16 protein-coding genes and 1 riboswitch are annotated in these 17,312 nt (G+C 46.8%); all 16 genes read right to left on the bottom strand.

Going from position 1 to position 17,312, the window contains the following annotated elements; genetic code table 11:
- Nucleotides 1–20 precede the first annotated feature (20 nt).
- Nucleotides 21–320, bottom strand: coding sequence for a hypothetical protein (locus GC097_RS12710; protein ID WP_171683659.1), 300 nt, complete (start codon nucleotides 318–320; stop codon nucleotides 21–23).
- Between the two features lie 104 nt (nucleotides 321–424).
- A riboswitch (cyclic di-GMP riboswitch) is annotated at nucleotides 425–517 on the bottom strand.
- A gap of 100 nt (nucleotides 518–617) precedes the next feature.
- A complete protein-coding gene (locus GC097_RS12715; RefSeq protein WP_171683660.1) occupies nucleotides 618–1,844 on the bottom strand; it encodes an MDR family MFS transporter in 1,227 nt (408 codons plus the stop codon).
- Between the two features lie 155 nt (nucleotides 1,845–1,999).
- Nucleotides 2,000–2,707, bottom strand: coding sequence for a 4'-phosphopantetheinyl transferase family protein (locus GC097_RS12720; RefSeq protein WP_171683661.1), 708 nt, complete (start codon nucleotides 2,705–2,707; stop codon nucleotides 2,000–2,002).
- Nucleotides 2,664–3,767, bottom strand: coding sequence for a flavin-containing monooxygenase (locus GC097_RS12725; RefSeq protein ID WP_246294174.1), 1,104 nt, complete (start codon nucleotides 3,765–3,767; stop codon nucleotides 2,664–2,666). Before GC097_RS12725 ends, GC097_RS12720 begins: the two co-directional genes overlap by 44 nt.
- Nucleotides 3,768–3,782: 15 nt before the next feature.
- A complete protein-coding gene (locus tag GC097_RS12730; RefSeq protein WP_171683662.1) occupies nucleotides 3,783–6,233 on the bottom strand; it encodes a type I polyketide synthase in 2,451 nt (816 codons plus the stop codon).
- A 26-nt stretch (nucleotides 6,234–6,259) separates the two neighbouring features.
- A complete protein-coding gene (locus GC097_RS12735; protein WP_171683663.1) occupies nucleotides 6,260–8,020 on the bottom strand; it encodes a fatty acyl-AMP ligase in 1,761 nt (586 codons plus the stop codon).
- A 17-nt stretch (nucleotides 8,021–8,037) separates the two neighbouring features.
- Complete coding sequence (locus GC097_RS12740) at nucleotides 8,038–8,340, bottom strand: acyl carrier protein (RefSeq protein WP_171683664.1); 303 nt, start codon at nucleotides 8,338–8,340, stop codon at nucleotides 8,038–8,040.
- Nucleotides 8,341–8,363: 23 nt separating this feature from the next.
- Nucleotides 8,364–9,527, bottom strand: a complete 1,164-nt coding sequence (locus tag GC097_RS12745) for a cysteine desulfurase family protein (RefSeq protein WP_171683665.1) — start codon at nucleotides 9,525–9,527, stop codon at nucleotides 8,364–8,366.
- Entirely contained in the window at nucleotides 9,524–9,889 is a 366-nt protein-coding gene (locus GC097_RS12750; RefSeq protein ID WP_171683666.1) for an iron-sulfur cluster assembly scaffold protein, read from the bottom strand. The genes GC097_RS12745 and GC097_RS12750 overlap by 4 nt, the downstream gene beginning before the upstream one ends.
- Before the next feature lie 38 nt (nucleotides 9,890–9,927).
- Complete coding sequence (locus GC097_RS12755) at nucleotides 9,928–11,106, bottom strand: LuxE/PaaK family acyltransferase (protein WP_171683667.1); 1,179 nt, start codon at nucleotides 11,104–11,106, stop codon at nucleotides 9,928–9,930.
- A complete protein-coding gene (locus GC097_RS12760; RefSeq protein ID WP_171683668.1) occupies nucleotides 11,106–12,539 on the bottom strand; it encodes an MFS transporter in 1,434 nt (477 codons plus the stop codon). Before GC097_RS12760 ends, GC097_RS12755 begins: the two co-directional genes overlap by 1 nt.
- A 232-nt stretch (nucleotides 12,540–12,771) precedes the next feature.
- The gene (locus tag GC097_RS12765) at nucleotides 12,772–13,461 is read right to left on the bottom strand and encodes a carboxymuconolactone decarboxylase family protein (RefSeq protein WP_171683669.1); all 690 of its coding nucleotides are present in this window, start codon (nucleotides 13,459–13,461) and stop codon (nucleotides 12,772–12,774) included.
- Between the two features lie 234 nt (nucleotides 13,462–13,695).
- Nucleotides 13,696–14,124: a MarR family winged helix-turn-helix transcriptional regulator gene (locus tag GC097_RS12770; protein ID WP_171683670.1), complete on the bottom strand. Its 429-nt coding sequence runs from the start codon at nucleotides 14,122–14,124 to the stop codon at nucleotides 13,696–13,698.
- Nucleotides 14,125–14,469: 345 nt separating this feature from the next.
- The gene (locus GC097_RS12775; protein ID WP_171683671.1) at nucleotides 14,470–15,276 is read right to left on the bottom strand and encodes an ABC transporter ATP-binding protein; all 807 of its coding nucleotides are present in this window, start codon (nucleotides 15,274–15,276) and stop codon (nucleotides 14,470–14,472) included.
- A 21-nt stretch (nucleotides 15,277–15,297) separates the two neighbouring features.
- Nucleotides 15,298–16,530, bottom strand: coding sequence for an MFS transporter (locus tag GC097_RS12780; protein ID WP_171683672.1), 1,233 nt, complete (start codon nucleotides 16,528–16,530; stop codon nucleotides 15,298–15,300).
- 56 nt (nucleotides 16,531–16,586) lie between these two features.
- Nucleotides 16,587–17,294, bottom strand: a complete 708-nt coding sequence (locus tag GC097_RS12785; RefSeq protein ID WP_171683673.1) for a FadR/GntR family transcriptional regulator — start codon at nucleotides 17,292–17,294, stop codon at nucleotides 16,587–16,589.
- Nucleotides 17,295–17,312 lie beyond the last annotated feature (18 nt).

Here is a 17,312-nt window from a genome sequence, read left to right on the forward strand (position 1 = left end):
TAAAAAAAAGAACAGCTCGCCTAGATAGGCTGAACTGTTCTTAGCTTGGAAGTCAAGATTTGGTAGAGTCTTGTCATAAATGCTTCAATTTGGGGCATCGGCGGCATTTTTACTGAAAGTTTTACTTCGCCTTTCCAGTAGAAAATTAAGATGCTGTTGCTTCTTCCTTGAAACATTTCGACATCCCAACAGGCTTCGTTAAGCGCGTATTCTTCCAAATTGATCAGTAGCTTTGGTCCATCCGTGGATGGTACCAAACGGGCAACATGATTGCCGCAAAGCGAGGTTACTTTCTGCTCTTCATGTAGTTCGGACTGCATGCTGTTTGGTCCTCCTTTTTGTTCATCGTTAATTAGCGCTATGATAGAGAAAACCCCACCATTGTGTACCGATCGGAGGGGGTTCGAAGGTGAATGCCCAATCGTTCGGCAGCTGGCTGGCAACAAGTTCGTTTCAGAACAAGGTAGCCCCTATAGCTTTGCGTCGCTGACTTTCGTCAGTTTTGCCATGTCGTGATGTGTTGTAAAGTTTATTTACATGAAATATCTACACTATCAAGAATAAGGGAAGTTGTTTTGAAATCGTATAGTTCTAAAGAACTAATTTCGCCATATTTATTAAATAATTTCTTTTTTCGACGAATTTTTCAGGAAGTTTTGTAGATTGATGGCGCCTTTCCAATAGAATAACGATCCTGCCATGACCACTACAGCCATGATCAGATACAATACGCTTCCGCCGTAAGCTACAAGCAAAAACCCGCCTATCCACGGTCCCATGAAATGGCCGACATTCGTTAAGGTTTGAGCGCCAAAATATGTACCTCGCATATGCTCGGGAGCTAACTTGTCAATCAACATGTTCGCGGCTGGATAATTTAAAATTTCGCCAAGCGTAAAGATCCCCATCGAAACAATCAACGGAATGAGCGAATGCGAGAACGCAAAACCCACATCTCCTAAAGCAAACATCAAATTGCCAAAAATAATGGCGGCAAGCGGCGTGTACTTATTGGAAATTCGAGTAAGCGGTATTTGTAAAGCAATGACCACTATCGCATTAACGCTCATAAGGACGGCAAACATTTTGACGCCATCGGTGAAATTTTGCTCCAAATACTGGGAAAGAGTCACCATGACCTGCGAGTATCCGATCGCTCCGATGATCCCGCCAAGAATGTAGTAGCGAAACGTGACATCGCTGCGGATGACACGCAAAGCGGAGGCGAACGTAACCGGTTGTTTCTTCTCTCCTTCGATCTGCTTAATGCCAAAAACAATAAGGAGAACGTACAGCGTAACCGCATAGATAAAATAAACAATTCCAGTTAGCAGAAATGGCAGAGACCCGTCCATCGTTGCAAAAAAGGCTCCTAACAAAGGACCTACAGCTACACCGACATTAATGGCCATGTATCTCATCGAAAAAACACTTAGGCGTTTGGCCGGTTCTGTCAGATCCGCCATCAAGGCTTGCGAAACTGGCTCATAGAACGAGCGGCACAGACCGTTTAACATATTGAGCAGCATGAATAAGACCGGTAGTTTTACGAAACTGAAGCCTGTAAACACAATGGCCCATCCGAAAAGAGCTGCCAGCATAATGATGCGTCTGCCGAATCGGTCCGATAAGTTACCGCCGATGAAGCCGCCGACCGTTCCGGCCAAAGCTCCCATCCCGATGACAACCCCGATCATTACCGCGCTCATGGAGGTATGTTTAGCTAAGTAGATCGCCAGAAAAGGCAGACTCATGGAAGACGCCGCTCTGGCCATGACGGTCCCCAAAATTAACGTATGTACAATCGGATGATAAGAACCTAGAAAACCGCGTAATCGATTCATCTGCCAAAACTCCTCGTGCTGCTAATTTACCAAAGGTTAAGATTATGAGATCAAGAACTCATTATACACGAAAAGCGGCAGTTCGTGTCCTTATTTCTTATTTTTTGTCGAACAAAAAAGCTGGATCCCCGTGCTCGAACGGGAACCCAGCTTTTTTACTCACTTTCTACGGTACCAATTGCCCATTTCAGCAAGCTGTTATAGGGAAGGATCGTCACCTCATCCGGGAAGTTATACGATTCGCTGCAAACCGCTAACGGATAAGCCTCTTCGGTTTTGAACCTAACCAACTCGTAGGTTCTGCAGAAATAACATTTTTTCTCATAGACAGTTACGGCATCTACGGCTGAAATCATGTCAAAGGATATCTTCGTCATAGGAAAACCAAGCCCGGTACCCATCAGCTTAACAAAACTTTCTTTCATCACCCAGCGCCGACAAAGAAAGTCAGCATGATCTTGAACACCGCAAAACGTTTTCCGTTCCGAAGGGGACAGGATGCTTTCTGCCAACTTTGCAAACCGGGGGTCCTGCTTCTCAACATCAATCCCAACCTCACAAGATGCCAGAACAATGGCAACCCACTCCCCTGAGTGAGAGATATTAAAGAAAAGATGGGGCCAGTCGTTAAGCGCCGGTTTCCCTGAGGGGCTGTAGATGACCCTCGTTTTGCTTTTATCCAAACAAAGCTCATGACGAAGCACATAGTGGAGCAAAATGTCCCCTGCCATCATTCTTTGCTGTTGATGCTTTTGCAGGCATCTGTCAATCTTGGCCTTTCTGCCTTCATCGAAAAAAGAATCGAATGAACGCCAAATGTCAACTCCCGTGCGATGACAAATCCTCGTAGCTATTATCTTCATTTGCATAGCGTTCTCCATATTGTGCGATCATGCCGCTGATGAATCTTGCATCCCGATGTACCCATCCGATTAAAGCCGATCCCCGGGAAGACTGCCAAGGCAGACCTACAAAATACAAACCCGGAATCCATGTAACTCCCCGCTCATGAATGACTGTTTGATTGTGATCGAAAACTTCGGGAATACATATCCATGGATAGTCGGCACGAAAGCCGGTGGCCCATATGATCGTACTCGGTTTTTGAAAAGACCCGTCTGCAAATGAAACCAGTCTTCCACTCGCGCTTGTCGCTCTGTTTAATAGTTTGACCGTTCCGCTGGCGATTGCCATTCTCAGATCAAAACCATAAAGCGGATCTTTCTTTTTAATGAACCGCCGCCCAATCCATGATTTCGGACTCTTGCGCAACAGCCCAATCCTTTCATACCACCAAAAAAGGCTCCTGCCAAGCAAACGGTAAGGCAGATATTGAATGTGATGACCAACTGACAAATAAACTTGCTTCTTCTGAGAAATCTCAAGTGCAATCTGCGCGCCGGAATTACCCCCGCCGATCACGAGTACTTCCCCCTGTTCAGGAAGCATTTCAACATTACGATAATCTGCTGTATGTATATGAAACACTTCCGGGCTTAGAGACTGTGCAAACGGAGGAATGAAAGGGGTTTGAAAAGGCCCCGTGGCCACAACGACTTGTTGAGCCAACCATGTCCCCTTGTTCGTCGTGATTAAGAATCGACCCATAGCATAAGAGAGACGCCTTACTTCTGTTTCTAACTGGACGGGGATGGCAAAATGTTCTTGATATAGCTTTAAATACGCCGCCATCTCATCCTTTGTCGGATAGCCCCAAGGATCTCCCTCTAGGGGCAGCCCAGGCAAACTGCTGTACTTACGAGGCGTAAAAAGGGTTAACGAGTCATATCTGTCCTTCCACGAATGCCCTATTTCTTGGCTGTGATCCAAAATAATAAACTTCCGCGACTCCGATCGTAAATAATACCCTGTCGATAGACCTGCTTGCCCTCCGCCAATGACGACGACATCTATACTTTCCAAAAGCAACTCCCCCAATTAACAAAAACAGGTTATGCCATTCGACTCCCCCGAATGATTGCCCGCCGTCTTCCAACACGATTGATGATTCCACGGGTAGCCCGGAAGCATATGAGAAACTTTCCTACGTTCGGAGCTTTCAGGCACATAGAGACCTTTAACAAACAATTGACACTGCAGCTGCAGTTTGCCAATCATGCTGCTGCCGTTGCAGACGATTATTGAGTCTTCCTTCTGCGACATCCAGACAGGAGCTGACGAGATGCACACAACAACTTTCCCTCGAGTCTTTTCCGCCTCTGGTTTAACTGACGCATCATAGTCCTGGCGGACAAGCCGTTCGATGGCTTGCGGAAGTGACAATTGGCCTTCCACGACCAACGCTGTAATACTGCCAACGCCTTCGCCCATGCAGCTTACTGGCTGTATCCCCCAATGCCGGAGCATCTCCGCATGTGCATATTGTTTCGCAAAAGTTTGCCAATCGCCATGACTCTGCGCGAAGGATTCCGGCACCAGTTGACGGTACAATTGGCTCACAACAAAATAAGCTTGTTGAAACAGAGCATCACCAGTTATCTCTTCTAACCCTGCATCGGCATCGCTCATATCATGAGCCGGGAAATAATACACCATCTGAGGCGGATTAGAAAGCACATGGCCATAGCTTTTCCACGGCAGGCTGATGTCAGGTGCGCTCACCTCATCCTGCAATGCTTTCATCAATGACTCCTTAGATGACGCTGCAATAGCCAGTCTATGTTCATGATGCTTTCTACCCTGCAGCAGCGTGGAACAAATAGATGGAAGATCAGGCTGACTAACATGCTTCAACCAGTCCGCATACGTTTGAGCCAAAGCCGATAAACCCTCTTTTCTCGCTGCAGACAGCGTAAATAGAAAGGGAGCACTTTCCGATTGCTCCGGCAATCTGTGAGGCGGCCTGCCAAGAACAATATGCGCATTGGTTCCGCCAAAACCGAATGAACTGACGCCAGCATAGACCTCTTTCCCAGATCGGAGGTCCGCACATTGTGTGGGGACTACAAACGGGAAACTCTCATGCGGAATTTCGGGATTCCACTTCTGAAAATGCAAACTCGACGGAATGATTCCATGTTTCATAATGAGGGCCGTCTTGATGAGTCCAGCTATTCCAGCTGCAGACTCCAGATGTCCTATGTTGCTTTTCACCGAACCGAGAAAGACGGTATCGGTCCTGCCGCATTCTTGGGCAAGCACTTGTCCCAATGCTTTCACTTCAATGGGATCGCCCAAATAGGTCCCTGTCCCATGAGCTTCAATATAGCCAAGTTGGCAAGGCTGAATTCCCGCATTCGCATACGCCGATCTAAGCAGTTTCTCTTGCGCGGATTGATTCGGCGCAGTGATTCCATTGCTGCGCCCGTCCTGGTTGACCGCACTCCCGGGAATGACGGCATACACTTCATCGCCATCCGCTAACGCTCTGGTTAACGGTTTAAGTATGACGATCCCACAGCCCTCGCCCCGAACATAACCGTCAGCCCGGATATCGAAAGTTTTACAGCGATCATCCGCTGCAAGCATCCCCGCTTTACTCAAACTTGAAGTAACGGCATTAGAAAGAATAACATTCACGCCACCGGCAATAGCCTGTTGACTTTCCCCCGACCATATACTGCAGCAAGCTTGATGTACCGCAACAAGCGAAGAGGAACAAGCCGTATCAATCGCCATGCTGGGTCCTTGAAGCCCCAGAAAATAAGATAAGCGATTTGCCGCAATGCAGAGCGCACTGCCTACGACCGAGTGAATATGCAGCTCATCCGCAGCTTCGAGCTCTCTCCTTCCATAATCACTGTTGGAAATGCCAATAAATACGCCGCTTCTGGTATTAGCCAACGACTCCGGCGATATACCTGCATCCATCAAAGCTTCCCAGGCAACCTCAAGCAGCAATCGTTGTTGCGGGTCCATTCGGATTGCTTCCCGATAGGATAGGCTAAAGAAAGGATAATCGAAGCCATCGATCTGATTCAGATAGCCGCCTTGGCGATCTACTTTCCCTTCACCCAGCTTCTCTCGCTCTGCAGGGTAATCGCTGACAGCATCCAAGCCTTGAAGCAGAAGCTCCCAGAATTCCCCGCTGCCTGAAACATTAGGGAACCGGCATCCTATGCCAATAATGGCAATAGGATCACGTTGGTTTGGCACTTCGCGTGATGAGGCAGTCTCCTGCTTCCATTTATGCGCTTCGTCCCTCCTCAAATAACCACACAGTTCATAAATACTGGGGTAATCCCAAAATAACGTCGGGGAAACAGGCATGTTCAGCACTGCTCCCAATTCACCCGACAACAGCATCGTTTTCGCTGAATCTAGCCCATAGGAGCTGAATGGTTCATGAATGTCAATCTCCTCTTCCTTCCGGTCTACGAGGAGCGCAATTTCAATTCTTAACCACTGCAACACTTCATTCGAGTTCATCAATGTTTCCTCCGAGTAGGATGCGCTCAACCTTGCCCAAGCTCACCTGTTTCATACCTTTTTTTCGTTAAACTGCGTTGAATTTTACCGCTAGACGTTTTCGGAATCGTCCCTGTTCGAACCAACAAGAGATCGTTCAGGTGAATATCAAACTGTTCCCATAAGGCTCTGCGTGCCGCAACCAACACTTCATTCTGAAGCTGAATGCTTCTTTCGTCGGCTTGCTCTTCTCCCTTGCAGCGACTCCTGAATTCCCGATTGAGTTCAGCTACGACGACAATTTCTTCCGTACCGTCTGCACATTGCCGCTGAAATGCTGCAATATATTCCTTGCGCACAACCGGATGGCAATTCTGAACGGAGAACTCAATATCTTGCGGGTATAAATTGCGTCCGTTGACAATGATGATATCTTTGATTCTGCCTGTGATGAATAGTTCGTTGTCTTTAATAAAACCCAAATCGCCTGTGCGCAGAAATCGTTCGCCGGGGAAATTAGCCAACTCACCATGAAAGGAGAGCTGCGAAGCCTCTTCATTCGCCCAATAACCTTGCGCTACGCTAGGCCCGCTCACCCAAATTTCTCCCACCATTCCATCGCTGCCCAGGATACCGTACTTATGACTCATGATAATTATTCGCTGCTCGGGAACTACAATGCCGCATGCAACAATGGCTCGGGCATTCGCCGAATTCTCAGCAACAACTACGGCAAGATCCAGTTCCAGACTTTCAGCATCAAGCCATAATGTCGTGTACGTTTGTTCCCGTTTATATCCAGAAACGTACAAAGTGCCCTCGGCTAACCCATATGAGGGCGCGAAGCTGTTAGCCTGAAACCCGTAAGGCGCAAATGTGCGAATGAATTTCTTTAAGGTGTCTTCCCTTACCGGCTCCGCACCGTTGAAAGCCAATGCCCAACTGCTAAGATCGATATCTCCGTCTATTTCCGGATTGAATTTCTCTGCACACAGCTCGTATGCAAAATTTGGTGCACCGCTATACGTTGCTTGATATTGCGTAATGGCTCGCAGCCAGCGGACAGGCTTCTGCATGAAACTTACCGGCGACATATACACAAGCTCGCACCCTAAATATAAGGACATCAGCAATTGTCCGATCAATCCCATGTCATGATAAGCAGGAAGCCAATTCATAATCCGAGTAGCTTCAGAGAGCTGAAAGTACTTGGCAATCAATGACATGTTATGAATTAAATTGCCATGGTTGACCATGACGCCCTTGGGATTTGCCGTGGAGCCTGAAGTATACTGCAAGAACGCAATATCATCAGTGGTGCATGGCATACAGAAAAATCCGCCGTTCGGGCTTATATGATCCGTAGCCATAAGTTCCAAACGAGAAAGCAGTGAATCTTGGCTAGCACCTGATACCATGTCTAAAATCAGCTTGTTTGTGGAAAGAGCGATCTCCGTTCGCGCACTTTGGATAATCGCATCGAGTCTCGGTGTAGGACGTCTCATATGCGGAGGGTACGCAGGGATTGGAATCATCCCGGCGTACAGACATCCCATGAATCCAGCAATGAACTCCAGCCCGGGCGGATAAATCAGCAGTGCCGTCTTATGTTTTCTGCCTTGCATGCGAAGAGACGAAGCAATCATCATGGCTCGTTTGTTCAACTCAGCTGCCGTCCAACTCACTTCTTGATTTTCCCCGTCAACCAAATAGGTGTACATCTTAAGGTCAGGATTGACTAATGCCCGATACTGCAACAAGTCCACAAGATTCGTATGAATGATCGCTTTCAATAAGCCGCTACCCATAAGCTCCCTCCCCCCACCTATGAAATGGATGACGCGATACGATCGTATACATAAGCAGTTAGTGTATCAACAGATTGAAAATGGTGGCGCAGTTGATGGAGCTTCGTTCGGTCAATGTGAAATCCGAATTGCTCTTCAATCCCCCCGGCAATATAAAAAGCCTCTACCGATTCCAAACACAGGCCCTCGCCGAATAATGGCGCATCATCTATAATGTCTTCAGGAGCGATCCCTTTTAACTCCAAGTTTTCAATAATAATTTTTTGTTTAATCACCTTGGCAATTGCCGCCTTATCATAAAGCCGTGATTCATTATTCATAGGAACCATCTCCTTATCGTCAACTAGCTTGGCATACAATGATAGAAATGGACGAGTGAATGCTCCATGCACTGTAGAAAATACCCAACATCCGACTCATTCGTAAATGCGCCCATACTTATGCGTACTGACGAGCGAATCTCGTCCTCATCCAACCCCATTTCTTGCAGAACGTAGGAGAGCTTTTTCTCTTGATTTGAACTGCAAGCTGAGCCAACAGAAACAGCAATGCCGAAGCGTTGGTCCAAATAAGCGGCTAAAGCCTCTCCGCGAATGCCGGGAATTCCGATATTTATGGTGTTGGCTAACGTACAGCCCGAGCCCATAGGCCCGTTGACCTTTAGATTTGGAACAAGCAAACGCAGCTGATCAATAATTCGATGTTTGTACGCAAACAGTTTGGCCTGCACGAACGCCATATCCATCTGGGCCACGCGGCATGCTTCCGCCGCACCAATTAAAGAGACAACATTTTCGGTTCCGCTTCTCAAGCCCATCTCTTGTCCGCCTCCGTGAATGAGCGGTTCCAACGCATACGCTTTATTTACGTACAGTCCCCCAACTCCTTTGGGACCACACAATTTATGAATGGAAAAAGATAACGCGTCGACCCCCAACTCTTGCAAACGGATTGGCATTTTCCCGACAGCCTGGACGGCATCCGTGTGGAAGAAGATGCCTCTAGATTTGGCGGCTGCGGCTATCTCTTGAATCGGTTGTATCACGCCTGTTTCATTATTGGCCAGCATGATCGTTATCAATTTGGTGTCCGGCCGGATTGCATCAATCACTTTTTGCGCGGAAATACAACCAATTTCATCAACAGGAACAAATGTCACTTCGCCTCCTGCTGATTGACACCAATAACGAAGTGTATCCCTTACGGATGGATGCTCGATGACAGAAGAAACGGCATGAAATGGCGACCCTGACCACCGGTTTAAATAACCTTTAATAACCCAGTTGTTGCTTTCGCTTCCACCCGAAGTAAAATAAAGTTCATCCGGCTCACACTGCAAGAATGCCGCAATTTGCTGTCGTGCCGAAACCACCGCATCTTTGGCGCTCATGCCAACATTGTGAACACTTGACGGATTGCCGTAGGTGTCTAAAGCTTGTGTCATAACTTCGCTTACAAGAGGATGGAGCGGCGTTGTTGCATTATAATCAAAATAACGTCCAATCACGGCTTACACCCATCAGGAGCATGGAAGGAGTCAAACAGTTTATTCAATATATCCAAACAATGCTTTTGGTTAGGCTCCAGCTCGCCAAGCAGCTCCGCCCTACTTGAAGGCGTCATGCCGCATAATTCATCGATCGCTTTTCCTTGGACATTTTCGCTAAAAATGCTTGCTGTCGCGATAGACGTTGCACAGCCATACGCCTTATACTTAATTTCCTTTATTTTGCTTTCATGAAAATTCACACAAACATGTATCGTATCGCCGCAAACCGGATTGCCAATTCGAAACGCCAAGTCAGGATCGATAATTTCGCCGATATTTCTTGGGTTCATAAAATGATCAGAAATGATTGCATTGTACATGTTTCAATTACTCTCCTTTTGTTAGGTTGAGTATCTCGCTATCCAATAGGGCATTGCGTAATTCTTGCTTCCTTATCCGACATGAATTTCTCCAAATTAATTGCGCAGCAGCCTATCTCGGCCCCTTTGATGCGGTACATATAGTTCACGACCTGTCCATTCCTGCCGCAGGGACAAGGATTTTTATCCATATACACAAGATCGTCTGTCAGAATGAAACCCGGATACGATAACGAAGTAGGGTCATAAACAACTAAGCGTCCCGGCTCGCCCTGCGCCACCTCTTGATCTGCTTTATCCAGACCGCGTATGGAGAAATGAACCCATGGGGGAACATGCTTGGCATGATGCTCACATTCGATGGCCATGAAATTCGTTTCGACCAATCCGAACATATCACGAACTTGCCCTTGTTGAATGCCAAATGTTTGTGCTGTTTGCTCATAAAATTCAAGGCGGTTAATCTCCCTGCCTGTATAACTCTTCCAGCCGCCAAGTGTAATGATTTGTGATTGTCTGTCGAGTTGAATATGGCGCTGATGTTCATTGATATAGCGAGATAGCCTTTCGACCAAGAAGGGCGGACCGATAATATGACGAGTATGCACATGCTGCCAATCATTCAATTGCTGGAGGACAGCCTCTGGATCAAAAGCATGACCGCTTATAAAAAATCGGCTGGAATCCAGCAATCCGGAGAACATGTTAATTAGCTTCACTAATCCCATCTCAGGCATTTCCTCGGCAGATGGCGCCAAATAGATGGCCGCTCCGCCAAAAAATCGAAACATCTCGCGAAACATTGAGAACATACTGAGCACGCTTCGCGTTAGGGTTTGTTCGTCTCTGCGCGAGATGCTCGGTATTCCGCTTGTCCCTGTGCTTCTCAACTCATGCTCCACATCATGAATCGGCTTCGTTAAAAGCAGTTGAGCATTGACGTCCTTGAATTTCCCGATTCCAATGGCCGGGATCTGAGCGACATCTTCAATGCGTTGAATATCCGACAATGTCATTCCTTTCTCTTCGCAAATTTTCCGGTAAAGCGCATTATGCGTATAGTGATACTGAAAATTATGTTTAATTAGCTCTAGTTTCATCTCGTTATGCGACTCAATCGGCAATTGATAGATAGACCGGATAGACGCAATAACACTGCCAACTGGATCTATTCCCATCATTATCGATTTTTCAAATAACTCACGATATGAAGACATCATAAGCCCCCTTTGTTTTGAGTGAACTCCTCGTTCTTCCTGTTAAACAATACGAATGAAACCACCATGAATCCGATAGCTAAGATACCACCGCTAAAGTAGGCATGTTGAAACCCCTCCGTCCTGAATACTGACAATGCACCTGCAGATTCAGCAGCGTTCCCGGCACTAACCGAAACAAATAGCGCAATTCCCATTGCCCCGCCAAGATTACGGAACATAGCGAAGGTACCGGAAGCTATATTCAAGTGTTCTTCGGGAATGGATAGCGTGCTAAGCGTCAAACTGGCAATGGCTATCATGCCAATCCCAAATCCCGCCAAAGTCAGACAGCCAATAAACAAGCCTATTGAAGAAGATTGCAAAGGAAGTGTTCCAAGCAGAACAAAACTAAGGATTGAAATGGCATACCCGATCGTAAGAGGGATTCGACTACCGATTTTATCGATCATTTTACCTATGAAAGGTGATATGAGCAGTAAACTGACAGATAATGGCGTCATGAGAATGGATGCTTTGAGTGTGCTGAAATGCAGGATGCGAGTTAAATACAGGGGGGAAATTATCATGGTTCCCATTAACAGGAGACCGCCTAGCGTATTTGATAAAAGTCCGGTTACATAATGATGATTTTTAAAAATGGCTAGCTCCATTAAGGGATTTGCTCGTATGGTTTGCGTCCATATAAATCCGCCTATCAGGAGTAAGGCGATGGAAAGCTGCCACCAGACGACCGGGCTTAACCAACCATGCTCCGCCACTTGCAGAAATCCATTGATACAGCAGAATAAGCCTATACTAAGTAAAATAGTTCCCCACCAGTCAAGTTTACCGGGCTGTATTTGATCTTGATAAGATATTAAGGCATTTCTTTGCAGAAACAACGCCATGAGGATAACAGGAATATTCAAATAGAATACCCAATGCCAGCTGAACGCTTCTGTAATCAAACCGCCAAGACTCGGCCCTACGGCAATTGCCAATGCGCCTACCGCGCTCCATATCCCCATTGCCGCTCCCACTTTTTCTTTGGGAACAATCGATCGAACCAAACTCATGCTGGCGGGAATGGCCATTGCACCGCCAATCCCTTGGAGCGTCCTTGCTGCGATGAGAAGCGAAGCAGTTGGAGCTATAGCACATAGAAGCGAGCTCAGCATGAATAACGTCAGTCCTAGTGAAAACATCCTTTTTTTCCCGTAGAGATCTGCAATTTTCCCCATAAAGATGAGAAGAATCGCGACTGTCATGGTGTAGGCATTCATGACCCATGCCGCCGTTTTTAGGGAAATAGCGAATTGATCGATCATCGTAGGCAGTGCTATATTGACAATCGTACTGTCAAGAAAGATAACAAACAATCCTAGACTAATCACGATCACCTGATACATTCCTGATGCTGTGGAGGGAGAACTTTTACGTTCAACTTGCATCTGCAACTCACCTTCCGATCCTGATGTAAGCCATTCAACCGCCTTTGCAGGCAAGCAGCGAGTCCAACGATGGTTGAATGGCTGTTAGACAAGCGCTTACCTCATTTCGACCGTTTCCGCATCATGCTGATGACGAAAAACGCGCAGCAGCACACCAGCAAACATCCAACAACAACCATAGTAATCGTAGACACTGTGCCTCCTCCTTTCATCGTTCACATACACAGAGCTTCTAATTCCTGGCTACGGCATCCGAATGATAGTCATAAGCATTAAGCGCATTTATGCCATGCGTCAAGACATAGCCTGCATTGGCAACACCGCCTACAAGCAACCCTTCCATGAGTTCTTCCGCTGTTCCGCCTAGCGCTTTAAATTTACGGGTATGATTGTCGATACTATACGCGCAGCCATTCACATGAGCGATAACAACTGCAATCAACTGTTTCGTTTTGGCATCGATAGCCCCATCCGCCATTGCGGTGGATTGGAATTGTTCGAAAGCTGCGAAGGTCTCTGGACGAGTTTCCTTAACCTGCGGCAGTTTGCTTGCATTACTCGTTGCGTACAGCTCATTTGAAACAAGATCATGCATCGTATTCCATGCGTTTACGCTATGAAACAGTACCGTTTCCGCATTCACTGCACCTGCCACAAGAATAGCTTCCACCACTTCTTCAACAGAGCCTTCCAGCTTCTTGAATTTGCCTGTGTGAACGTCAATGCAGTAAGGACAACCTGTGACATGCGTCACGGCAACGGCAATTAATTCTTTCGTTCTCGAAGCAATCGCCTTCTCGGCGAAAGCTTCCCCCATAAACTGAAAAAACGCTTTGGAGCCTTGAGGCACAATTTCTTGCAATTCTGCGACTCTTTTCAAATTGCTGCGCTCATACAAAGAATTAGAATGATTCATATTCATTTCCATATTCCTCCATTTCTTCATTTCGAATATTATGATATCTAACTTATTTTCAGCTGTCAACATATATATATTTCGACTTTATTTTGTAAAATATTTATAAAAATCCACACTTTTCATGAAAAATACGTTATAATGACTGTAAAAATAATATATAGCCAATGCGTTGTAAGTTAGATATCTAACTATATACATAAAAAAACGCCTATAATCAAATTAGAAGCGCTCGCCTACCTAGCCTTGAAAATTGCTGTCAACACGCTTCATCCAGTGCAGCATCAAAGCGATCTCTTGCTCGGAAAATCCTTGGCGGATCATCTTCTCGCCTTCTTCGACGATGGCCAAACAAGCCTCTTTAATAGAGGAACCCTTCTCCGTCAAAAAAATCCGGTTAATACGGGTATCCAACTTATCTTGCACACGTTTGATCATTCCTCGCTCTTCTAAACCGCGCAGCAGGAAGGTCATGGAGGCCGGTTGAATACCGAGAATTTGAACCATATCTTTCTGGGTGCAGCCTTCTTGTTCCCACAGAATCATAAGAACACCGAGCTGAGAGTTCGTGACGCCCTGCTCATCCAGCCGCTGATCCAAATAATTGCAGGCATTGCGGTAATTCTTTTTTAACCAAAATCCAATAGATTCATGTAGTGTAGCTTTCATGTTGGTTCTCCCTTTACAAGTTGCTTCTCCGTTATATAGCCATTATATACGATCACCTCACTGATGAACATATTGTAAGCAAGCAGATTCAGCGCTGACTTCTGGACATTTTCCTCTTAGCGTTCCAGTACGAAATCCAACCAGCCGTATAACAGATGAGACAGCCGAAAAACTTCGGCTTGAGCATTGAATTTTGAGGATTGATCGGGCACGATTTCATGTTTGCACCCCCTTCTCCGAGATTTAATTAGATATCTAAATATATAGTAGGACACAAAGAAGTTTATGTCAATATTTCCCACAAAATAAAGGCACCTTCCAAAGGAAAGTGCCTTTACGTCCTCCTTATGCCTCATCACTCGTCAGATCATTCGCAGGAATTGAGAGCCACGGACGATCGCTCCGCCAGTTCACCTCTACCTCCGTCTCGAAAAAGGAAGATAAGCCGGCGCTTGTCAGCACATCGCGTGACAGACCCTTCGCAAACACCTCACCGCGGCGGATCAATAAGGTTTGATTGAAAATCGGAATAATTTCTTCAATGTGATGTGTCACGAATAATAGAGTCGGAGCATCCGGTCCTTTCGCCAATTCTTGAATGCTGGACAACAAGGCTTCCCGGGAAAGAAAATCGAGTCCATTCGTTGCCTCATCCAAAATCAGCAGCTTCGGCGAAGCCATTAACGCTCGAGCGATCAGAAGCTTTTGCTTCTCTCCTTGGGAACAGGATTGATAAGTACGATCGTATAAATGCATGCAATTAAGGCGCTGCATTAGCTCTCTAGCTTGCTCGAAATCGGCCTCGCTCGGTTTCTCATACAGCCCGATGGAAGCATGCTTTCCGCTGATGACGACATGCTGGGTTTTGTCGGAGGCATACAGCTTCTCCTGCAGGGATGAGCTTACCCAGCCGATCATTTTACGCAGTTCTCTTAAATCAACCGTTCCAAACGGATGGCCAAGTACGGACATCTGCCCTTGGCTCGGCCAGATGTAGCCATTGATCATATTCAGCATTGTCGTTTTGCCCGAGCCGTTCAAGCCAAGAACAGCCCAATGCTCCTGTTTGGACACTTGCCAGTTCACTTGGTTCAGTATCGTTTTATTGTCTCTGTACCAAGAGACATTGTTCATGTCAATAATCGGCATCATGTAGGATCACCTCGTAATTCATCATGCTTTTACCGCGTTTTGCGGCAAATCAGTTTGGGTCAAATTCAGTTTTTTATCGGACGGAAGGAACGCGGCCAACAGCCCGATTAGTGGCAGGAAGGCACAAAGTTTAATGACGAATGAGATGCTCGTTGCATCCGCAAGTGTACCCAGCACAGCCGATCCTATCCCGCCTAAACCGAAAGCAAGGCCGAAGAACAGGCCGGACACCGTGCCCACCTTGCCGGGCAGCAGCTCCTGCGCATAAACCACAATGACGGAGAAACCGGAGAGCAGAATGAACCCGATGCACGCACAAAGCACACCCGCCCAAAATAAATTGGCATACGGTAATAGCAGCGAGAACGGAGCTGTGCCCAAAATCGAAAACCAGATCATGTTCCGTCTTCCGAATCGGTCCGCAAGCGGTCCGCCCATGAACGTACCGACTGCTCCGGCAGCAAGCAAGGTGAAGATGAACAACTGCGCTTTTTCAACGGAGAGTTGATCGTGCTGGATTAAATAAAAGGCATAGAAGCCTGTCATACTGGCCACATAAACGAATTTGGAAAATAAGAGCATGATCAAAATCGTAATCGCATACGCCACTGTTTTACGCGGCAGAGGTTGTTTCAAGGCAGCTGTTTTACTTGTAGAAGCTGAACGACTGCTTCCTGCCTTGCGATACCATTTGGCTACGAAAAATTGAACGATAATCGCCGCCGCTGCGACTAGCGAGAACCAAATAATCCCGAATTGTCCGAACGGCACGAAAATCAGGGCTGTAAATACCGGAGCGAGCGCCTGGCCTATGTTGCCGCCGGTTTGGAAGATCGACTGCGCAAGCCCTCTGCGGGGTCCGGCAGCCAAATAGGCCACACGCGACGCTTCAGGATGAAGCACGGAGGAACCAAGACCGACAAGAACAACGGCCCCCAGCACTTGAACGAACGAAGACGCTACGGCGAGTAAAATGACGCCCAAGAGCGAGAAAAACACACCTGCCGGCAGCAAAAACGGCTTTGGTTTTGCATCGGTATACAGTCCGATTAAGGGCTGGAACATGGAAGCCGTTACGTTTAGCGTAAAGGCAATCCACCCGATTTGCGTAAAGCTAAGCTGGAGCGAATTATGAAGAATCGGAAACATAGCGGGAATAACGGATTGAATGGAATCATTCAACAAATGGACTAAAGAGATAGAAAATAGAATCGCATAAACCGTTTGGTTGCGTGCTGAATTTGATTCTGACATAGGTGCCAGCCCCTTTCATCATATCATCTGATGTTTAAAATCGCAGAAGAGTCAACCTACTCCTGGTTGACATATTGTTTAAGCTCTGTGACAGTCTCATCCAGATTTTTCATGGTCCAGTACTCGGCTGCCGATACATCCTTATCTTTGATCGCTTGGTACATGTTCTCGTGGTACAAATGGTGGGGATCGTGCACCGTCTCAACACTTACCAATTTATGCGACGCCTCCAAGAGCGCGGAAGTGAAGGAACGATACAAATCGATGACGATGCTGTTTTTGCTGGCGATAGCGATGGCAAGATGAAATTTCACGTCAAAACTTAAATACGTGCCTGTATCGCCATTCTCCAAAGCTTCAAACCGTTGATTCAGCGCGCTGCGCATTTGCTCAAGATCGTTCTCATCTCGGCGCTCAGCGGCTAATCGGGATATTTCCAGCTCGAGCATCTTTCTTACCTCGTAAACTTCGAGAATCTCGGCTCTGCGCAGCCGATGGTCAAGCGGTTCCTGCATAGCTGACTGGGCTTTTAAAAAAGTGCCGAAGCCCTGCTTTTTCTCCAGCAGACCGGCATGCACCAGCACCCTAACCGCTTCGCGGATGGTCGAGCGGCCGACAGCGAACTGCTGCATCAGCTCCGGCTCCGTCGGAATCTTGTCGCCAGGCTTAATTTCGCCTTCCGAGATTTTCTTCTGCAGCTGATTCACCACATCGTCAACCAACTTCGGGCGGTTCAGCGGCTGAAAAGACATTTTCGAATTCATCTGATCATCTCCTGTTTG

It is taken from the genome of Paenibacillus planticolens, assembly GCF_013141725.1.
Lineage (GTDB): Bacteria > Bacillota > Bacilli > Paenibacillales > NBRC-103111 > Paenibacillus_E > Paenibacillus_E planticolens.

Coding starts and splice junctions, on each gene's coding strand:
- GC097_RS12710 (WP_171683659.1), bottom strand. CDS start 320: ATGCAGTCCGAACTACATGAAGAGCAGAAAGTAACCTCGCTTTGCGGC.
- GC097_RS12735 (WP_171683663.1), bottom strand. CDS start 8,020: ATGGGTAGCGGCTTATTGAAAGCGATCATTCATACGAATCTTGTGGAC.
- GC097_RS12720 (WP_171683661.1), bottom strand. CDS start 2,707: ATGAAGATAATAGCTACGAGGATTTGTCATCGCACGGGAGTTGACATT.
- GC097_RS12780 (WP_171683672.1), bottom strand. CDS start 16,530: ATGTCAGAATCAAATTCAGCACGCAACCAAACGGTTTATGCGATTCTA.
- GC097_RS12740 (WP_171683664.1), bottom strand. CDS start 8,340: ATGAATAATGAATCACGGCTTTATGATAAGGCGGCAATTGCCAAGGTG.
- GC097_RS12730 (WP_171683662.1), bottom strand. CDS start 6,233: ATGAACTCGAATGAAGTGTTGCAGTGGTTAAGAATTGAAATTGCGCTC.
- GC097_RS12755 (WP_171683667.1), bottom strand. CDS start 11,106: ATGTCTTCATATCGTGAGTTATTTGAAAAATCGATAATGATGGGAATA.
- GC097_RS12750 (WP_171683666.1), bottom strand. CDS start 9,889: ATGTACAATGCAATCATTTCTGATCATTTTATGAACCCAAGAAATATC.
- GC097_RS12775 (WP_171683671.1), bottom strand. CDS start 15,276: ATGATGCCGATTATTGACATGAACAATGTCTCTTGGTACAGAGACAAT.
- GC097_RS12770 (WP_171683670.1), bottom strand. CDS start 14,124: ATGAAAGCTACACTACATGAATCTATTGGATTTTGGTTAAAAAAGAAT.
- GC097_RS12765 (WP_171683669.1), bottom strand. CDS start 13,461: ATGAATATGAATCATTCTAATTCTTTGTATGAGCGCAGCAATTTGAAA.
- GC097_RS12760 (WP_171683668.1), bottom strand. CDS start 12,539: ATGCAAGTTGAACGTAAAAGTTCTCCCTCCACAGCATCAGGAATGTAT.
- GC097_RS12715 (WP_171683660.1), bottom strand. CDS start 1,844: ATGAATCGATTACGCGGTTTTCTAGGTTCTTATCATCCGATTGTACAT.
- GC097_RS12785 (WP_171683673.1), bottom strand. CDS start 17,294: ATGAATTCGAAAATGTCTTTTCAGCCGCTGAACCGCCCGAAGTTGGTT.